Source organism: Labrenzia sp. THAF35, assembly GCF_009363595.1.
In the GTDB taxonomy this organism is placed as follows: Bacteria; Pseudomonadota; Alphaproteobacteria; order Rhizobiales; family Stappiaceae; genus Roseibium; species Roseibium algicola.
Genome location: NZ_CP045380.1, coordinates 4,842,692 through 4,856,146, shown reverse-complemented (window position 1 = coordinate 4,856,146; position 13,455 = coordinate 4,842,692). Strand labels below are relative to the sequence as shown.

Below are 13,455 nucleotides of genomic sequence, written 5' to 3'. Positions count from 1 at the left end.
GGAAAATTTGGGCAGCGTCTTACATGGATAACCAAATGACGCTTTTGCGCTACGGCGGTGGGGTCGGGTGGGCCTAACGTTCCCGGCAAGGACAGGCCGGGAGACTCGGCCAAAGAGGATGTGTCACCATGTTCAGCGATGCGGAAATTCTATCACTTCTGATGGGCCGACGAGCCGGGTATTCTTTGCCCCAGGCCTTCTACACCGATGCCGACGTCTACCAGGCGGACCTGAAGAACATCTGGCAGAAGGAATGGATTTTCGCCATTCCGTCTGCCGAGCTGCCGAAGTCGGGAAATTACGTCACGCTTCAGATCGGTGATTACAACATCATCATCGTGCGTGGAGCCGACGGTGTCATTCGCTCATTCCACAATTCCTGCCGTCACCGCGGCAGCCGCATTTGTGCAGCATCCAAAGGTTCGGCGCCCAAGCTCGTCTGTCCGTACCACCAGTGGACCTACGAACTCGACGGCAAGCTTCTGTGGGCGCGCGAAATGGGGCCGGAGTTCAAGCCGGAAAACCATGGACTGAAGACCGTGCACTGCGTGACCGTTTCAGGCATGGTGTTCATCTGCCTTGCTGCCGTTGCTCCCGACACCACGGAACTGGAAAAGCAGGCTGAACGCTATCTCGGTCCGCACGACCTTTCCAACCTCAAGGTTGCCCACCAGTCGACCATCGTCGAGCAGGGCAACTGGAAGCTTGTTCTGGAAAACAACCGCGAGTGCTATCACTGCTCCGGGTCGCATCCGTCGCTATGCCGGACATTCCCGGACGATCCCAACCTTGTGGGTGGTGACGATTCAACCTCTTCCAACGTCGGCAAGGCGCATGTGGAACGCTGCGAAGGCGCAGGGCTTCCGTCCAGGTTCCTGATTTCGCCGTCCGAGCAATGGCGTTTCGTGCGCATTCCGTTCCTGGGAGATGCGGTCAGCTACACCATGGATGGCAAGGCGGCCGTTTCCAAGCGTATCGGGACCGTGCCCTTCGACAACGCGGGGTCTTGCCTGTTCTTCCATTATCCGAACACCTGGAACCACTTCCTGTCCGACCAGGTGCTGACTTTCCGCGTTCTGCCGATCAGTCCCATGGAAACCGAGGTGACAACCACCTGGCTGGTGCACAAGGACGCTCAGGAAGGGGTCGACTACGACCTCAAGCGGCTGACGGAAGTCTGGGTCCACACCAACGATGAGGACCGTCAGATCGTTGAGGAGAACCAGATCGGCATCAAGTCACCGGCCTATGAACCGGGGCCGTATTCTCCGGCTCAGGAAAGCGGCGTCATCCAGTTCGTCGACTGGTACTCCCGAACCCTGGAAAACGGTCTGATGGGCCGTTTCCGTGTCGCCGCGGAGTAGTACGATGATCCCGATGCCCGGACGCGATACGCCGGTCTGGTCCGACAGTGAAGTTCTGGAATGCGTGAGTGTTCTGCCCGAGGCGCCGGGGGTGAAAACCTTCACCTTCCGTCCGCCATCAGGCGCGACTTTCGTCTATCGGGCAGGCCAATTCATCACGCTCGATCTCCCGGTGCCTGGCGGAAACGTTCAACGCACCTATACGATTTCCTCTTCGCCGGTGACCAACGCCTATATCTCCGTAACGGTAAAGGTCCAGCAGGACAGCGTCGGTACGAAATGGATGCTGGAGAACCTTGTTCCCGGCATGCAGATCAAGGCTTATGGACCGGCTGGACTGTTCCATCTGCCGCGCAATCCGGACAACAAGTACCTGTTCATTTCAGCCGGTTCCGGCGTTACGCCCATGATGTCGATGGCGACGACGCTCTTCGAGCGCGGTGAGGATCCTGACATTTGTTTCATCCAGTGCGCAACGCGGCCTGTTGATCTGATCTTCCGCAAGCGGCTTGAGTACATGGCGAGCCGCGTCAACGGTTTGCAACTGCACTTCGTCGTCACGAAGAGCGATCCTTACGAGGTCTGGACCGGTTATCGCGGGCACTTCAACCAGCTGATGCTGGGCCTGATGTGCAACGACTATCTGGAGCGCGAAGTCTATTGCTGCGGCCCCGAAGGCTTCATGGAATCCGTGCGCGAGATTCTGAACTCGCTGGGTTTCAACATGGAAAACTATTTCCAGGAAAGCTTCCAGGCGCCGGCTGAAACCAAGGCTGAACTGACAGAGTTCGATGACGTCGTACCTCAGGACGACGTGCAGGCCCAGATCGTTTTTGCCAACTCCAAGGTGTCTTCCTGGTGTTCGGAAACCGACACGGTTCTGGCGGTTGCAAAGGATGCAGGGCTCAATATCCCGTCGGGCTGTACGTTCGGTGTGTGTGGCACCTGCAAGGTGAAGAAACTTTCCGGTGAAGTTCACATGGTCCACTCCGGTGGCATCAGCGATGAAGATATCGAGGCCGGTTTCATTCTGGCCTGTTGCTCGAATCCGATCGGTACAGTCGAGGTCGATATCTGAGCCGGAGATAGTCGAGGAAATATTCAAAATTTGCGATGTATCAATGGCGCGGGCATGAAGAGCGGAGTATTCTGGTCTTCATGCTCGGGAGGACGTCGCATGTTTGAAAGTTTCAGGAAGCCGTTTCGGATCGCAATTGCTTTTGTGGGCCTCGCAGTTTGCGGCACCGGAGCCGCCAGCGCCCAGTCAATTCCGGAAGGCGTTACCGCCTACCAGGTTTCAGCGGCCTTTGATGATGTGCGTTTCGATCTTGAAAATGCCATCGTCAATCATGGCCTGGTCATCGATTACGTCTCGCACATAGGCGACATGCTGGATCGCACATCACAAGATGTCGGTGGTCAGAAACAGATCTTCGTCAAGGCGCAGGCCATGTTGTTCTGCTCGGCTAATCTCTCGCGCAAGGTGATGGAGGCTGACGCTGCGAACATCGCCTATTGCCCCTATTCGGTATTCGTCTACGAAACTCCGGACCAGCCTGGCACCGTAACGGTCGGATATCGTCACCTCGGTGAAACAGGCTCTGAGGAATCCAAGGCGGCTATCGGTGAAGTGAATGCCTTGCTGGATGCCATCGCCAAGGAAGCGGCAGGTCAGTAAGCGGCGGTCGATAATAGATCGACAGCAACATTTAACTAGATGTCTGCAGCCTTGTTGAGGCGGTTCAGAACCTTCTCGGACGAAAGCTCCCGGGCAGCCGCATTGCCGACCTTGCGGGCTGTCCGGTTTTCGGATGTTGCCAGGTCTTCGGCAATCGCGAGAGCGGCGCCATGTAGAGGCAAGGAGCGTTTGCCGATCTGGCGGAGGGCCCAATGCACCGCTTTCCAGACAAAGTTTCGCTCGTCCGCGGCAGCAGCGCGGATCAAGGGAAAGTAGTCCAGAAATTCGGTTTCGGGCGCTGTCTTGGCATGGACGGCGCGCCAGGCGATCAGCGCAAAGGCAGCCCGCCGGACGAATTCGCGTTCGTCTGCGGCAAGTGCCGGAACCAGTTCGTTTGAACCGGCACGCCGGGCCAGAACATTCATGAGCTGATCGCACAGATCCCAGGAATTGATGTCGTTCAGCCACTGAAGGGCGAGCTCGGGTGCCAGGTGTTTGGGTGGGGTCAGAAGGATTGCCAAGAGGCGAGCTTCGTGAAAGCCGCTGGCCCAGAGTTCCCGTGCAAGGTCCGGGGAAGGGCCTATGGATCTGGCCAACGGACGCAGCACAGAGAGTGGAACGCCGAAGGCCCGATCTGTTTCGATGCCGAACCGCGCCATTCCAGCACGGTTCGGCTCCGTTCCCGCTTCACGCAGATCGTTCAATACGTTTTCAAGCGTTAAGGTCGTGTCCGGGACTTGGGGCATATGGGTGCCCGTTTATGACTTGTCGGCATTTTCCAGGCGGGCAATCAGACTGGACGTATCCCAACGTTTGCCGCCCATGGCCTGAACTTCGGCATAGAACTGATCGACCAGCGCCGTAACAGGCAGGCGGGCACCGGTATCATTTGCGGTCTTCAGGCAGATGCCGAGATCCTTGCGCATCCAGTCGACCGCAAAGCCATAGTCGAACTTGCCCGCATTCATGGTCTCCCACCGGTTTTCCATCTGCCAGGATTGGGCAGCCCCGCCTTTAATTGCGGAGATGACCTTTGCGACGTCGAGATCCGCTTTCTTGGCAAAGTGGATGGCTTCGGAAAGGCCCTGCACCAGGCCGGCAATGCAGATCTGGTTGACCATCTTGGTCAATTGCCCTGCGCCGCTTTCTCCCATCAGACCGACGAATTTTGCGAAGCATTCGATGACCGGCTTGGCCTTGTCGAAAGCATCCTGATCTCCGCCGCACATTACTGTCAGGACGCCGTTTTCGGCACCTGCCTGGCCACCGGAAACCGGAGCATCGATGAAGCCGCAGCCCTTGTCCTTGGCCGCTGCATAAAGCTCACGGGCAACTTCGGCAGACGCGGTGGTGTTGTCGACAAAAATCGCGCCTTCCTTCAATCCATGAAAGGCACCATCTTCGCCGGTCGTGACGGAGCGCAGATCATCGTCGTTTCCGACGCAGGAAAAGACGAAGTCGCAACCTTCAGCTGCTTCCTTCGGGGTCTTGGCGAAGTTGCCGCCATATTCGGCAGCCCATTTCTCGGCCTTAGCAGTCGTGCGGTTATAGACCGTGACGTCGTGCCCACCTTTGGTTTTCAGGTATCCGGCCATCGGATATCCCATGACGCCCAGACCGATAAATGCAACCTTTGCCATGACGACGCTCCCTTCGCATGCGAAGGCCCGGTACGAGCCGGGCCTTTAATTGAACTGGTTCATCATGGTTTTAGGCCATTTGCCTCTTGCTGTCAGCTTAGATCCAATAGGGCCCGCGCTGCCAGAGCCGCAAATGACGTTCCCGCTTCGCCGACTGGGCGTCCAGGTGCCGCTGGGTGCGCGGATCCGGACGAGTGTTGCTGGAGAACCGGGTTGCTTCCAGGAAGCTACGTGCGTAAATATCAAACATATGCTTACATCCTCTCGCTGCGTTGTGTGAGAGTAATGTGGCTGTTTACGGCTGCTGATGCCAGTCAGGAAGATTTTCAAAATGTAAGGTGAAATTACATATGGATTGGCGATCTCTCCCATCCCTCAACAGTCTGAGAACCTTCACTGCCGTTGCCGAGACCTGCAGTCTCTCGGCCGCGGGAAGAGAATTGAACGTCACTCACGCGGCCGTCAGTCAGCAGGTCAAGGCTCTGGAGCAGTTTCTGGGGTTGAAACTGATTGTCCGTGAGGGCAGGGGCATTGCATTAACCCCTGAAGGCAAGCAGCTCTTTGAAGGTCTGAGCGAAGGCTTTGAAATCATCAGGGAGACAGTCGATGAATTGACGCGGGAAGATCTGGTCCGTCCGCTCAACATCACCATGACGCCGTCCTTTGCAATAAGTTGGCTGATGCCGCGGATCAGCGATTTCCGGCACAAGCATCCCGACATTGAACTGATGCTCAATCCGACGGCCGAAGTGGTTGAACTCAGACCTGGCGGCGTCGACCTGGCGATCCGTTTCGGCAAGGGCAACTGGACAGGGCTTGAATCGGAACTGTTCATCCCGACGAATTTTGCGGTGATCGGTGCCAATTGCCTGATCGGAGACAAGAAGATCGAAAGCCCTGAAGATCTTCTGGAGTTTCCCTGGTTGCAGGAATACGGCACCAACGAATTGACCATCTGGCTGGAGCGCCAGGGCGTCGTGCCCAAGGGCAAGCTCAACATCACCCATTTGCCCGGCTATATGGTGCTGGAAGGGTTGCGGCGGGGCGATGGTATTTCGGCCACCGCCAAGACCTTTGTCGAGCCTGAAATCGAGGCGGGTAACCTCAGGGTCCTATTTGAAGACGGCGTTTATCCGGGGACGGGATACCATCTGGTGACCCGCCCCGGTGTCAACCGTCCACCACTCAAGGCCTTCATGAGCTGGCTCAGGGCCATGCGCGCCGAACAGCTCGCCGATTAGCCTGGGCAGACGTCAGATTGCAGTGAGGGCCTGCTCCATGTCCGCAATCAGGTCGTCGCAATGCTCGATGCCGATGGACAGCCGCAACAGGTTCTCCGGAATGCCGGAGCCTTCGCCCTCGATGGTGAAACGATGCTCGACAAGACTCTCGGTGCCGCCGAGGGAGGTTGCTCGCTGGAACAGGTCAAGCGCACCGGTGACATTCAGGGCGGCCGTTTTGTCGCCCTTGACCTGAATGGACATGAGCGAGCCAAAACCGCCGGTCATCTGGCTTTTTGCAAGTTCGTGATGAGGGTGGCTCTTGACGCCGGGATAAAGCACGGCTTCCACTTTCGGGTGTTTTTCGAAGTGTTCCGCGAAAACCTGTGCCGATCTGTTCATGCGCTCCACACGCAAGGCAAGTGTCCTGAGGCCCCGGAGCAAAAGCCAGGTTTCGAACGAACCGAGCACGGCGCCGGCCAACTTGCGTTCCTCGGTCAGAAACGCCCAGGCTTCGCTGCCCGCGTTGTCGGTTGTGACGACGCCACCCAGAAGGTCTGAATGACCGTTGAGGGCCTTGGTCGCCGAATGCATCACCAGGTCCGCTCCGAGCGACAGAGGCTTGAGGATCAGCGGTGTTGCGGCGGTCGCATCGACGGCAAGCAGGGCGTCCGCCTGTTTGCACTGGTTGGCGATGTTCTTGATGTCGGCGACCTTCAAGAACGGATTGCTGGGCACTTCAAGCCAGACAAGATCCGGGCGAGTGACAGCTATCTCGTCCTGGAAGGACTGAAGGTCGCTTGCATCAGCTTCTACGAGGGCAATGTTGTTGCGTGCACACATCTTGCGCAGGAACAACGTGGTCCCCCAGTAAATGCCGGACTGGGCAAGCAGTGTGCCGCCTGGCTTGACGATGCGGGCGACGGCCGCGACAGCGGCCATGCCGGATGCAAACAGCCGGCTGTCTTCTCCCCCTTCAAGAGCGGCGATCAGTTTTTCGGTCTTCTTGAAAAGCGCATTGTCGTCACGGCTGTAGATATGACCCGGGTTGACCAGCTCATAGTTTTCGTCACGCACGAATGTGGTAGCAGTCTGTATCGGCGGCACGACGGCGCCTGTTGCCGCATCAAAACCGCCACCACCATGGGCCAGCAGGCTGTCGAGGTGTAGGCCATGGGCAATGGAGGGCGTTTTCGGCATGGGAGAGCTCCGTGAATGGGGGTCCCTTCGGGTTATCGCCGTCCGCTTGGATAATCAAATGAAATCAATCCATTTGGGAGAGCGGTGCCGACTTGCCTCCAAAGGAATATCGAGAAGGCGAACGCGGGACAGGTTACAGAAAAACGGGCCGGAACTTGGAAAGTCCGGCCCAATTATTTCGAACGCTGAAAGTCTGCTCAGCGTATCAGGTGCCGCGTCAGGCGTGCTTCGATTTTGTCCCACAGGCGGCGCAGCATCTCTACCAGGAACAGATAGATCACCGCTGCCCAGATGTAGGCCTGGAAATCATACGATCTCGAGTAGGCCCGTCTGGTTTCTCCAAACAGATCGAACACCGTCACGATTGCCGCAATGGCGGAACCCTTGAGCATGAGAATGATCTCGTTGCCATAGGGCCGCAGGGCAACGATCAGTGCCTGCGGCAGGATGATCTTGAAGAAGGTAATCTGCTTGTTGAGGCCGAGAGCAGCAGCCCCTTCCCACTGACCTCTGGGCACGTTTTGAATGGCACCGCGCAGGATCTCGGCCTGATACGCGGAGGTGTTCAGTGAAAACGCGAAGATCACGCAGAACCAGGCTTCCCGGAAAAGACCCCACAGGCCGACTGCCTCCAGCTGTGCCTGGAAGGTGCCTGCGCCATAGTAGACAAGGAAGGTCTGTGCCAGCAGCGGTGTGCCGCGGAAGAAATAGACGAAGCAATAGGCAGGCTTCGATAAAAGCCACCATTTCGACGCTCGTGCAGCTGCGATGGGCACGCTCAGCACCGCACCTATCAGCAACGACAGGCCGACGATCTGAAGGGTGACCAGAAAACCGCTGAGGTACTCGGGCCAATACTTCAGCACGAACGGACTCGCGACGTTTATCGCCAGATAGTAGAGCAGCCAGGCACCGGAGACGATCCAGAGCGCCATGAGGACATGGCCGAGAATTCGCGTCTTGGTCCAACCACGGGGCGGTGCGGGCGGCCGTTTCAGGCCTGTGGCGGGGTTTGCGGAGATCATCGTGCCGTATCTCCGCGTTTGCTCCAGCGCTCGATACGCACGAGACCGGTGGATGATATCATTGCCAGGACCAGGTAGATCAGGCAGGCGATGCCAAAGAACATGAAGGGTTCCTTGGTCACCCTTGCGGCGATCCCTGACTGGCGCATGACGTCAGACAAGCCGACCACCGAAACGAGCGAGGTGTCCTTGAGAAGGACGAGCCAGCTGTTTCCAAGTGCGGGCAGTGCGAGCCGGATCAATTGCGGCAGTACCACCAGTCGAAGGGTTTTGCCTTTCGACAGTCCAAGCGCATATCCGCCTTCGTATTGTCCCTGCGGGATCCCGCGAAAGGCGGAAAGAAACGCTTCGGAAGCATAGGAAGAAAAGACGAAGGACAGTGCGATGACACCGGCGACAAACGAATTGACTTCAAAATAGAAGTCGAAGCCGGCCATCTTCAGCAAGACCTGTATCGCGATCTGTAGGCCGAAGTAGACCAGGAACAAGGTCAGCAGTTCCGGCAAGCCCCGGAAAAGAGTGGTGTAGATATTGGCCGCCAGGCGCAAGCTGGGTTCCGATGACTTTTTCGCAAGCGCAATCAGAAATCCCAGAAACAATCCGAACGGCAAAGTCACTATTGCCAGGCATACGGTTACAACCACGCCCCAGGCAATTTCGTCTCCCCAACCCTCTGGTCCGAAGGAGAGTAGCGTCAAAGCTTCATTCATAAGCCGGCGCTTCTTTCTGTTTGTCGTTGCTATTCCGGCCGCCCCTCCGGCCGTACTGCGGGATTTTTCCCTGCAGGTGGTGCAGCGCACAGGGCGCGCTGCACCGGAATGCGATCAACTGGAGGCTAATCAGCCGCCGTAAACGTCGAACGTGAAGTACTTGTCGTTGATTTCCTTGTACTTGCCGTTCGCCAGGATGCCTTCGATGGCCTTGTTGAACATTTCCTTCAACTCGCCGTCGTCCTTGCGGATGGCAATGCCGGCGCCTTCACCGTTGATCACCGGATCCGGCGTTAGGGTGCCCAGCAGCTTGCAGCAGGCACCGTCGTCGGTCGCCAGCCAATCGGACAGAACCACAACGTCGTCAATGACGGCATCGACACGGCCGCTGGCAACGTCGAGCTTGTATTCATCCGGCGTCGGATAAAGCTTCAGGTCCGCGGACGGCAGCTTTTCTTCAGCATAGTTGGAGTGGGTGGTGGAGGACTGTGCACCAAGTGCGACACCCTTGAGGTCTTCATCCGACGTACCGGTCAGAGCGGAATCCTTCGGCACGGCAATTGCCGGCGGGGTGTTGTAGTACTTGTTGGTGAAGTCGACCTTTTCCTTGCGCTCTTCGGTGATCGACATGGAAGCGATCACGGCGTCGAACTTGCCAGCCTGCAGGGCGGGGATCATGCCGTCCCAGTCCTGGGTAACAAATTCGCACTCGACTTTCATTTCTTCGCAGAGTGCCTTGGCAATATCGATGTCGAAACCTATCAGCTGGCCGTCTGCGGTCAGGGAGTTGAACGGAGGATAAGCGCCTTCGGTGCCGATACGCACCTTTGACCAGTCTTTCGCCTCAGCGCCACTCACGGCAGCCAGTACTGCTACTGCGGCCGCAGCCATACGCAATACACGCATATTTTGTTCCCCTAATATCTTCTTCGCGGCGCAAGCGGGTTCGTCCCGCCTTCTTGCCCGAGCGCTCTATTCCATACACTTCGGTTCAAATTTCAAGCATGCCTACGAAAAAAACACAGCGTGATTTCGCCGAATTTTCAATTTTTCCGGCATGTCGTTGGGGAAGCGTCAAGTCATTGTGGAAACCTGACTGTTCCCTGAGGCCTTTTCTTCGTGCTGTAGAAGCATGCCACCCTGAACCAAATGTCGGCCGAAGGGCAGAAATCAGGCCTTTGAGTCGGCTGTTGCCTCTGCTGCTTCAGCTTCCCGGGAAGCGTCGTGAACGTCGAGAACGGATTGCAGGGTAATCACCGGGCGGGAAAGCGCATCCCCTGCATCTGCCCCACGATAGGGTGTCGGCGAGACAACCGGCTGCTTTGTCAATTCGGCGATCTTTTCTTCGTGAACAGCCCTGTTTCTGGGGGAAAGGTTGTCCAGACCGAGTTCGGTCAGCCCGTGATCTTCAAGATACTTGTGCCGAATTCGCTCTTCTTCAGGCAGTTCACGCCACTCTGCATATTGTTCCGCAAGAATGCTGCGGAATTGCAGAAACCGGCTTTCGGTTTCGCTTGGCTGCTTTTGGGGCGCCTTGGCCGATTGCGGTGACACGGAAGGCGTGGGCGGCAGAGCAGATGTCATCGGATCCTCTTTCTGGCTGCAGGTATTGTCAAATATGCAAGCAAAAATTGTGCCGAGAGGGGATATTAAAAACCCTGATGAATCTCATGAACTTATTGAATTTGAAGCTGGAAGCCGAACTTCCTAGGAAAAGACTACCCGGTGACACATGGTTATTTCTGCCGGGTTTCGGAAAAGGGCCCAGCAATGTCGGACTACGAACTTTTCATCGGAAACAAGAACTACTCCTCCTGGTCTTTCAGGCCGTGGATCGCTCTCAGGCACAAGGATATTCCATTCCGGGAGACCCTGGTTCCTTTCGATTTCGAAAATGGAAATCCGGAATTCGCGGCATTTTCACCAAGCAGAAAAGTACCGGTTCTCAAGGATGGTACCCTGACGGTGTGGGACAGCCTGGCGATCCTGGAATATGTCGCCGACTGCTTTCCGGACAAAGGCCTGTGGCCAAAGGACAAGGCCAAGCGCGCCTGGGCACGGTCCATCTCGGCGGAGATGCATTCCGGTTTCACCGCTCTTCGCAGCGAATGTTCCATGAACATGCAGCGCCCTGTGGTGGCAAAAGCCGTCAGCGACGCGGTTAAGGGTGAGGTCAACCGCATCGTGACCGTCTGGAAAGAATGCCTGGCATCATCAGGCGGTCCTTTCCTGTTTGGCGATTTCACGATTGCCGACGCCATGTATGCACCCGTCGTCAGCCGTTTCGAGACCTACCAGCTATCCAGCGACCCTGTGGTGAGCAAATACAGCGAAGCCATGAAGGCAACCGAGGCCTGGAAAGTCTGGGAAGAGGCTGCACTCAAGGAAACCTGGATCGTCGATACCGAGTGAGGTTCCTGCCAGCCCGGCGCCAGCCGCCGGGCGGCCGTCAGGCCGTAACCGCGTCGCTGGCCAACGCAGTGTCCTCACTTTGCTGAAAGTCACGGCTGCCTGAATCGGGTTTACCGGCGTACTGGAATGCGCCTTCGTCTTCAAAAAAGCTATAAAGGCTGTCGACAAACCGGCGCACTTTCAGCGGAATGAAGCGATTGGAAGGATAGACCGCATGGACCGGATGCGGCGGGTATTGCCATTGTGGCAGCACCACTTCCAGGTCTCCAGTTCGCAGGTACGGCTCGATAAGCCAGCGATTGGAAAGCGCAATTCCGAGACCGGCGAGTGCCGCACGGCGCAGGGTCGAAGAGTTGTTGACCAGCATTGTCGGCGTGATCTTGATAGACAGCTTTTCACCGATCGGACTGATGAACGGAACCCGGTTCCCGGTCGCGATGTTCTTGTAAAGCAAGTAATCGTGATCGGGCAGCTCGTCGGGATGGTCAGGGCGTCCACGTTTATCCAGATAGTCTGGTGATGCCACCAGGCAGCGCTGAGCAAGCCCGAGCCTTCGAACAATCAGCCGGTCGTCCTCGATCTCACCCATGCGGATTGCCACATCGAGCCGTTGCTGGATGACATCGACAAACTGGTCGGACAACGACACATCCAGCAGGATGCCGGGGTGATCCTTCTTGAAGCGGATCAGGAAGTCCGAAAGGATGGTTTCCGCGAAGCCAAGAGGCAGCCCCACCGATAGCGGGCCGGACATCTGGGCCTCCTCGCTCTGAACCGAGCGGTCGGCCTCATCGAGGCGCTCCAGAATATCCCTTGCATAGGCATAATAGCGTTCCCCGGCTTCCGTCAGGCTGAGTTGACGTGTGGTCCGATTCAGCAGTCTGATGCCCAGATCGTCTTCAAGCGCCCGAACCTGCTGGCTGACGGCAGGTTGCGAGATGCCGAGAAGTTTTGCAGCTGCTGAGAAGCTGCCGAGATTGACAGCCTGCACAAAGCCGGAAAGGGAGGAAAGCTTGTCCATGGCGGCCCCAGTTGGAGAGCGAGTGAGGAACGATCTCATACATAAGCACGGGTTATGAGTAATATAAGATATTGGCCGCTTTAAAAACAAAGCCAATGAAACACTTTTAGGACTGCCGGACCGATCCAACGGTTCGAGCGTCAAAGTTTTCCATCAGGTCGAGCCGGGAGGCCAATTATGACCACTTCACAGATTTCCGTTTCCAGACGTTCGCTGCTCGGTGCGGCTGCCGGGGCAGGGGCGCTTGCCGCTGCCGGTGGTGTCACTTTTCTGTCCGCACCCGCAGAGGCCGCTGTCGATCAGGCCGGAAAGCCGATGGCAGGCGCACTCCGCTACAAGGTCGGCGATCTTGAAATCACCGCCTTGCTCGACGGGTATCTCGATGTCACGCCGGAACTGGTGATCGGCTACGACGCATCAGAAGGGCAGCGCCTGAGAGATGCAGCCATGGTTGAAGGTGAGGCGTTGCGTATTCCTGTCAATGCCTACCTCGTCAACACCAGTGACCGGCTGATCCTTGTCGATGCCGGCACTGCGGATGCTCTGGGCCCGACCATGGGGCGTCTGCCGGATGCCTTGGCAGCCGCAGGTGTATCGCCCGATCAGGTGGACGCGCTGTTGATCACCCACATGCATCCGGACCACCTCTTCGGCGTGATCGATGGTGACGGCAACAAGGTTTTCAAGAATGCGGAACTGATCCTCCCGGAGGTGGACAAGGCCTTCTGGTACGATGATGCGGCAATGAACGGCGCTCCCGAGCAGTTCAAACCGTTCTTCCTCGGTGCACGCAAGGCTGCCGATGCCTACAAGGACAGCCAGACCCTGATTTCCGGCGACAAGGAAATCCTGTCCGGCATCCGGCCGATGGCTCTTCCGGGTCACACGCCTGGGCATACCGGCTATCTGTTCGACAGCAACGGCGAAACCCTCGTGATTGCGGGCGATATCGTCCATATGGCCGTCTATCAGTTCAACCGGCCGGACTGGGGTATCGGGTTCGACATTGATCCCGGGCAGGCAGTGTCGACACGCAAGACATTCCTGGACCAGGCCGCCGCCGACAAGTTGTTCTTTGCAGGCGCGCATATTCCGTTTCCCGGTATGGGCCGTGTTGCAAAGGACGGCGAGGGTTATCGCTTCGTCCCGGCCAACTGGCCCTACGCCTACTAACGAAGAAACTCT

15 protein-coding genes are annotated in these 13,455 nt (G+C 57.2%); 6 read left to right on the top strand and 9 right to left on the bottom strand.

The window, feature by feature from the left end; all coding sequences use genetic code 11:
* Window positions 1-128: 128 nt before the first annotated feature.
* The 3 genes from FIU93_RS22235 (at window position 129) to FIU93_RS22225 (ending at window position 3,042) form a co-directional block, all read left to right on the top strand.
* Window positions 129-1,364 carry an aromatic ring-hydroxylating dioxygenase subunit alpha gene (locus FIU93_RS22235; protein ID WP_152506771.1) on the top strand — a complete coding sequence of 412 codons (1,236 nt, stop codon included), beginning with the start codon at window positions 129-131 and terminating at the stop codon, window positions 1,362-1,364.
* Window positions 1,365-1,368: 4 nt separating this feature from the next.
* Window positions 1,369-2,442 carry a hybrid-cluster NAD(P)-dependent oxidoreductase gene (locus tag FIU93_RS22230; protein WP_022999486.1) on the top strand — a complete coding sequence of 358 codons (1,074 nt, stop codon included), beginning with the start codon at window positions 1,369-1,371 and terminating at the stop codon, window positions 2,440-2,442.
* Between the two features lie 99 nt (window positions 2,443-2,541).
* Window positions 2,542-3,042 carry a DUF302 domain-containing protein gene (locus FIU93_RS22225; RefSeq protein ID WP_077293051.1) on the top strand — a complete coding sequence of 167 codons (501 nt, stop codon included), beginning with the start codon at window positions 2,542-2,544 and terminating at the stop codon, window positions 3,040-3,042.
* Between the two features lie 35 nt (window positions 3,043-3,077).
* Here the strand turns inward: FIU93_RS22225 and FIU93_RS22220 are convergent, their stop codons facing one another.
* From FIU93_RS22220 to FIU93_RS31475, 3 genes are all read right to left on the bottom strand, one after another.
* A complete protein-coding gene (locus FIU93_RS22220; RefSeq protein WP_286202374.1) occupies window positions 3,078-3,746 on the bottom strand; it encodes a DNA alkylation repair protein in 669 nt (222 codons plus the stop codon).
* 54 nt (window positions 3,747-3,800) lie between these two features.
* Window positions 3,801-4,682, bottom strand: a complete 882-nt coding sequence (locus tag FIU93_RS22215; RefSeq protein WP_022999483.1) for an NAD(P)-dependent oxidoreductase — start codon at window positions 4,680-4,682, stop codon at window positions 3,801-3,803.
* Window positions 4,683-4,779: 97 nt separating this feature from the next.
* Window positions 4,780-4,932: a hypothetical protein gene (locus tag FIU93_RS31475; protein ID WP_022999482.1), complete on the bottom strand. Its 153-nt coding sequence runs from the start codon at window positions 4,930-4,932 to the stop codon at window positions 4,780-4,782.
* A 100-nt stretch (window positions 4,933-5,032) separates the two neighbouring features.
* Here FIU93_RS31475 and FIU93_RS22210 point away from each other — a divergent pair, with 100 nt between their 5' ends.
* Entirely contained in the window at window positions 5,033-5,923 is an 891-nt protein-coding gene (locus FIU93_RS22210) for a LysR substrate-binding domain-containing protein (protein ID WP_022999481.1), read from the top strand.
* A gap of 12 nt (window positions 5,924-5,935) precedes the next feature.
* Here FIU93_RS22210 and FIU93_RS22205 read toward each other — a convergent pair whose 3' ends face one another.
* The 5 genes from FIU93_RS22205 to FIU93_RS22185 form a co-directional block, all read right to left on the bottom strand.
* Window positions 5,936-7,102, bottom strand: a complete 1,167-nt coding sequence (locus FIU93_RS22205) for a PLP-dependent aspartate aminotransferase family protein (RefSeq protein ID WP_152506769.1) — start codon at window positions 7,100-7,102, stop codon at window positions 5,936-5,938.
* 197 nt (window positions 7,103-7,299) lie between these two features.
* Window positions 7,300-8,127 carry an ABC transporter permease gene (locus FIU93_RS22200; protein WP_022999479.1) on the bottom strand — a complete coding sequence of 276 codons (828 nt, stop codon included), beginning with the start codon at window positions 8,125-8,127 and terminating at the stop codon, window positions 7,300-7,302.
* On the bottom strand, window positions 8,124-8,837 hold the full coding sequence (locus tag FIU93_RS22195; RefSeq protein ID WP_031268816.1) for an ABC transporter permease: 714 nt from the start codon (window positions 8,835-8,837) through the stop codon (window positions 8,124-8,126). Before FIU93_RS22195 ends, FIU93_RS22200 begins: the two co-directional genes overlap by 4 nt.
* Before the next feature lie 129 nt (window positions 8,838-8,966).
* Window positions 8,967-9,743: an ABC transporter substrate-binding protein gene (locus FIU93_RS22190; RefSeq protein ID WP_031268815.1), complete on the bottom strand. Its 777-nt coding sequence runs from the start codon at window positions 9,741-9,743 to the stop codon at window positions 8,967-8,969.
* 264 nt (window positions 9,744-10,007) lie between these two features.
* The gene (locus tag FIU93_RS22185) at window positions 10,008-10,421 is read right to left on the bottom strand and encodes a hypothetical protein (protein ID WP_055653860.1); all 414 of its coding nucleotides are present in this window, start codon (window positions 10,419-10,421) and stop codon (window positions 10,008-10,010) included.
* A gap of 186 nt (window positions 10,422-10,607) precedes the next feature.
* Here FIU93_RS22185 and FIU93_RS22180 point away from each other — a divergent pair, with 186 nt between their 5' ends.
* Window positions 10,608-11,249: a glutathione S-transferase family protein gene (locus FIU93_RS22180; protein WP_152506768.1), complete on the top strand. Its 642-nt coding sequence runs from the start codon at window positions 10,608-10,610 to the stop codon at window positions 11,247-11,249.
* A 37-nt stretch (window positions 11,250-11,286) separates the two neighbouring features.
* On the opposite strand, the gene FIU93_RS22175 is transcribed toward FIU93_RS22180, so the two are convergent.
* Window positions 11,287-12,270: a LysR family transcriptional regulator gene (locus tag FIU93_RS22175; protein WP_209010205.1), complete on the bottom strand. Its 984-nt coding sequence runs from the start codon at window positions 12,268-12,270 to the stop codon at window positions 11,287-11,289.
* Between the two features lie 177 nt (window positions 12,271-12,447).
* On the opposite strand from FIU93_RS22175, the gene FIU93_RS22170 reads away from it, so the two are divergent.
* Complete coding sequence (locus tag FIU93_RS22170; RefSeq protein ID WP_152506767.1) at window positions 12,448-13,443, top strand: MBL fold metallo-hydrolase; 996 nt, start codon at window positions 12,448-12,450, stop codon at window positions 13,441-13,443.
* Window positions 13,444-13,455 lie beyond the last annotated feature (12 nt).

Bases quoted from the DNA above. Each gene is read 5' to 3' on its own strand.
- FIU93_RS22235 (WP_152506771.1), top strand. From the start codon at position 129: ATGTTCAGCGATGCGGAAATTCTATCACTTCTGATGGGCCGACGAGCC.
- FIU93_RS22230 (WP_022999486.1), top strand. From the start codon at position 1,369: ATGATCCCGATGCCCGGACGCGATACGCCGGTCTGGTCCGACAGTGAA.
- FIU93_RS22225 (WP_077293051.1), top strand. From the start codon at position 2,542: ATGTTTGAAAGTTTCAGGAAGCCGTTTCGGATCGCAATTGCTTTTGTG.
- FIU93_RS22215 (WP_022999483.1), bottom strand. From the start codon at position 4,682: ATGGCAAAGGTTGCATTTATCGGTCTGGGCGTCATGGGATATCCGATG.
- FIU93_RS31475 (WP_022999482.1), bottom strand. From the start codon at position 4,932: ATGTTTGATATTTACGCACGTAGCTTCCTGGAAGCAACCCGGTTCTCC.
- FIU93_RS22210 (WP_022999481.1), top strand. From the start codon at position 5,033: ATGGATTGGCGATCTCTCCCATCCCTCAACAGTCTGAGAACCTTCACT.
- FIU93_RS22205 (WP_152506769.1), bottom strand. From the start codon at position 7,102: ATGCCGAAAACGCCCTCCATTGCCCATGGCCTACACCTCGACAGCCTG.
- FIU93_RS22200 (WP_022999479.1), bottom strand. From the start codon at position 8,127: ATGATCTCCGCAAACCCCGCCACAGGCCTGAAACGGCCGCCCGCACCG.
- FIU93_RS22195 (WP_031268816.1), bottom strand. From the start codon at position 8,837: ATGAATGAAGCTTTGACGCTACTCTCCTTCGGACCAGAGGGTTGGGGA.
- FIU93_RS22190 (WP_031268815.1), bottom strand. From the start codon at position 9,743: ATGCGTGTATTGCGTATGGCTGCGGCCGCAGTAGCAGTACTGGCTGCC.
- FIU93_RS22185 (WP_055653860.1), bottom strand. From the start codon at position 10,421: ATGACATCTGCTCTGCCGCCCACGCCTTCCGTGTCACCGCAATCGGCC.
- FIU93_RS22180 (WP_152506768.1), top strand. From the start codon at position 10,608: ATGTCGGACTACGAACTTTTCATCGGAAACAAGAACTACTCCTCCTGG.
- FIU93_RS22175 (WP_209010205.1), bottom strand. From the start codon at position 12,270: ATGGACAAGCTTTCCTCCCTTTCCGGCTTTGTGCAGGCTGTCAATCTC.
- FIU93_RS22170 (WP_152506767.1), top strand. From the start codon at position 12,448: ATGACCACTTCACAGATTTCCGTTTCCAGACGTTCGCTGCTCGGTGCG.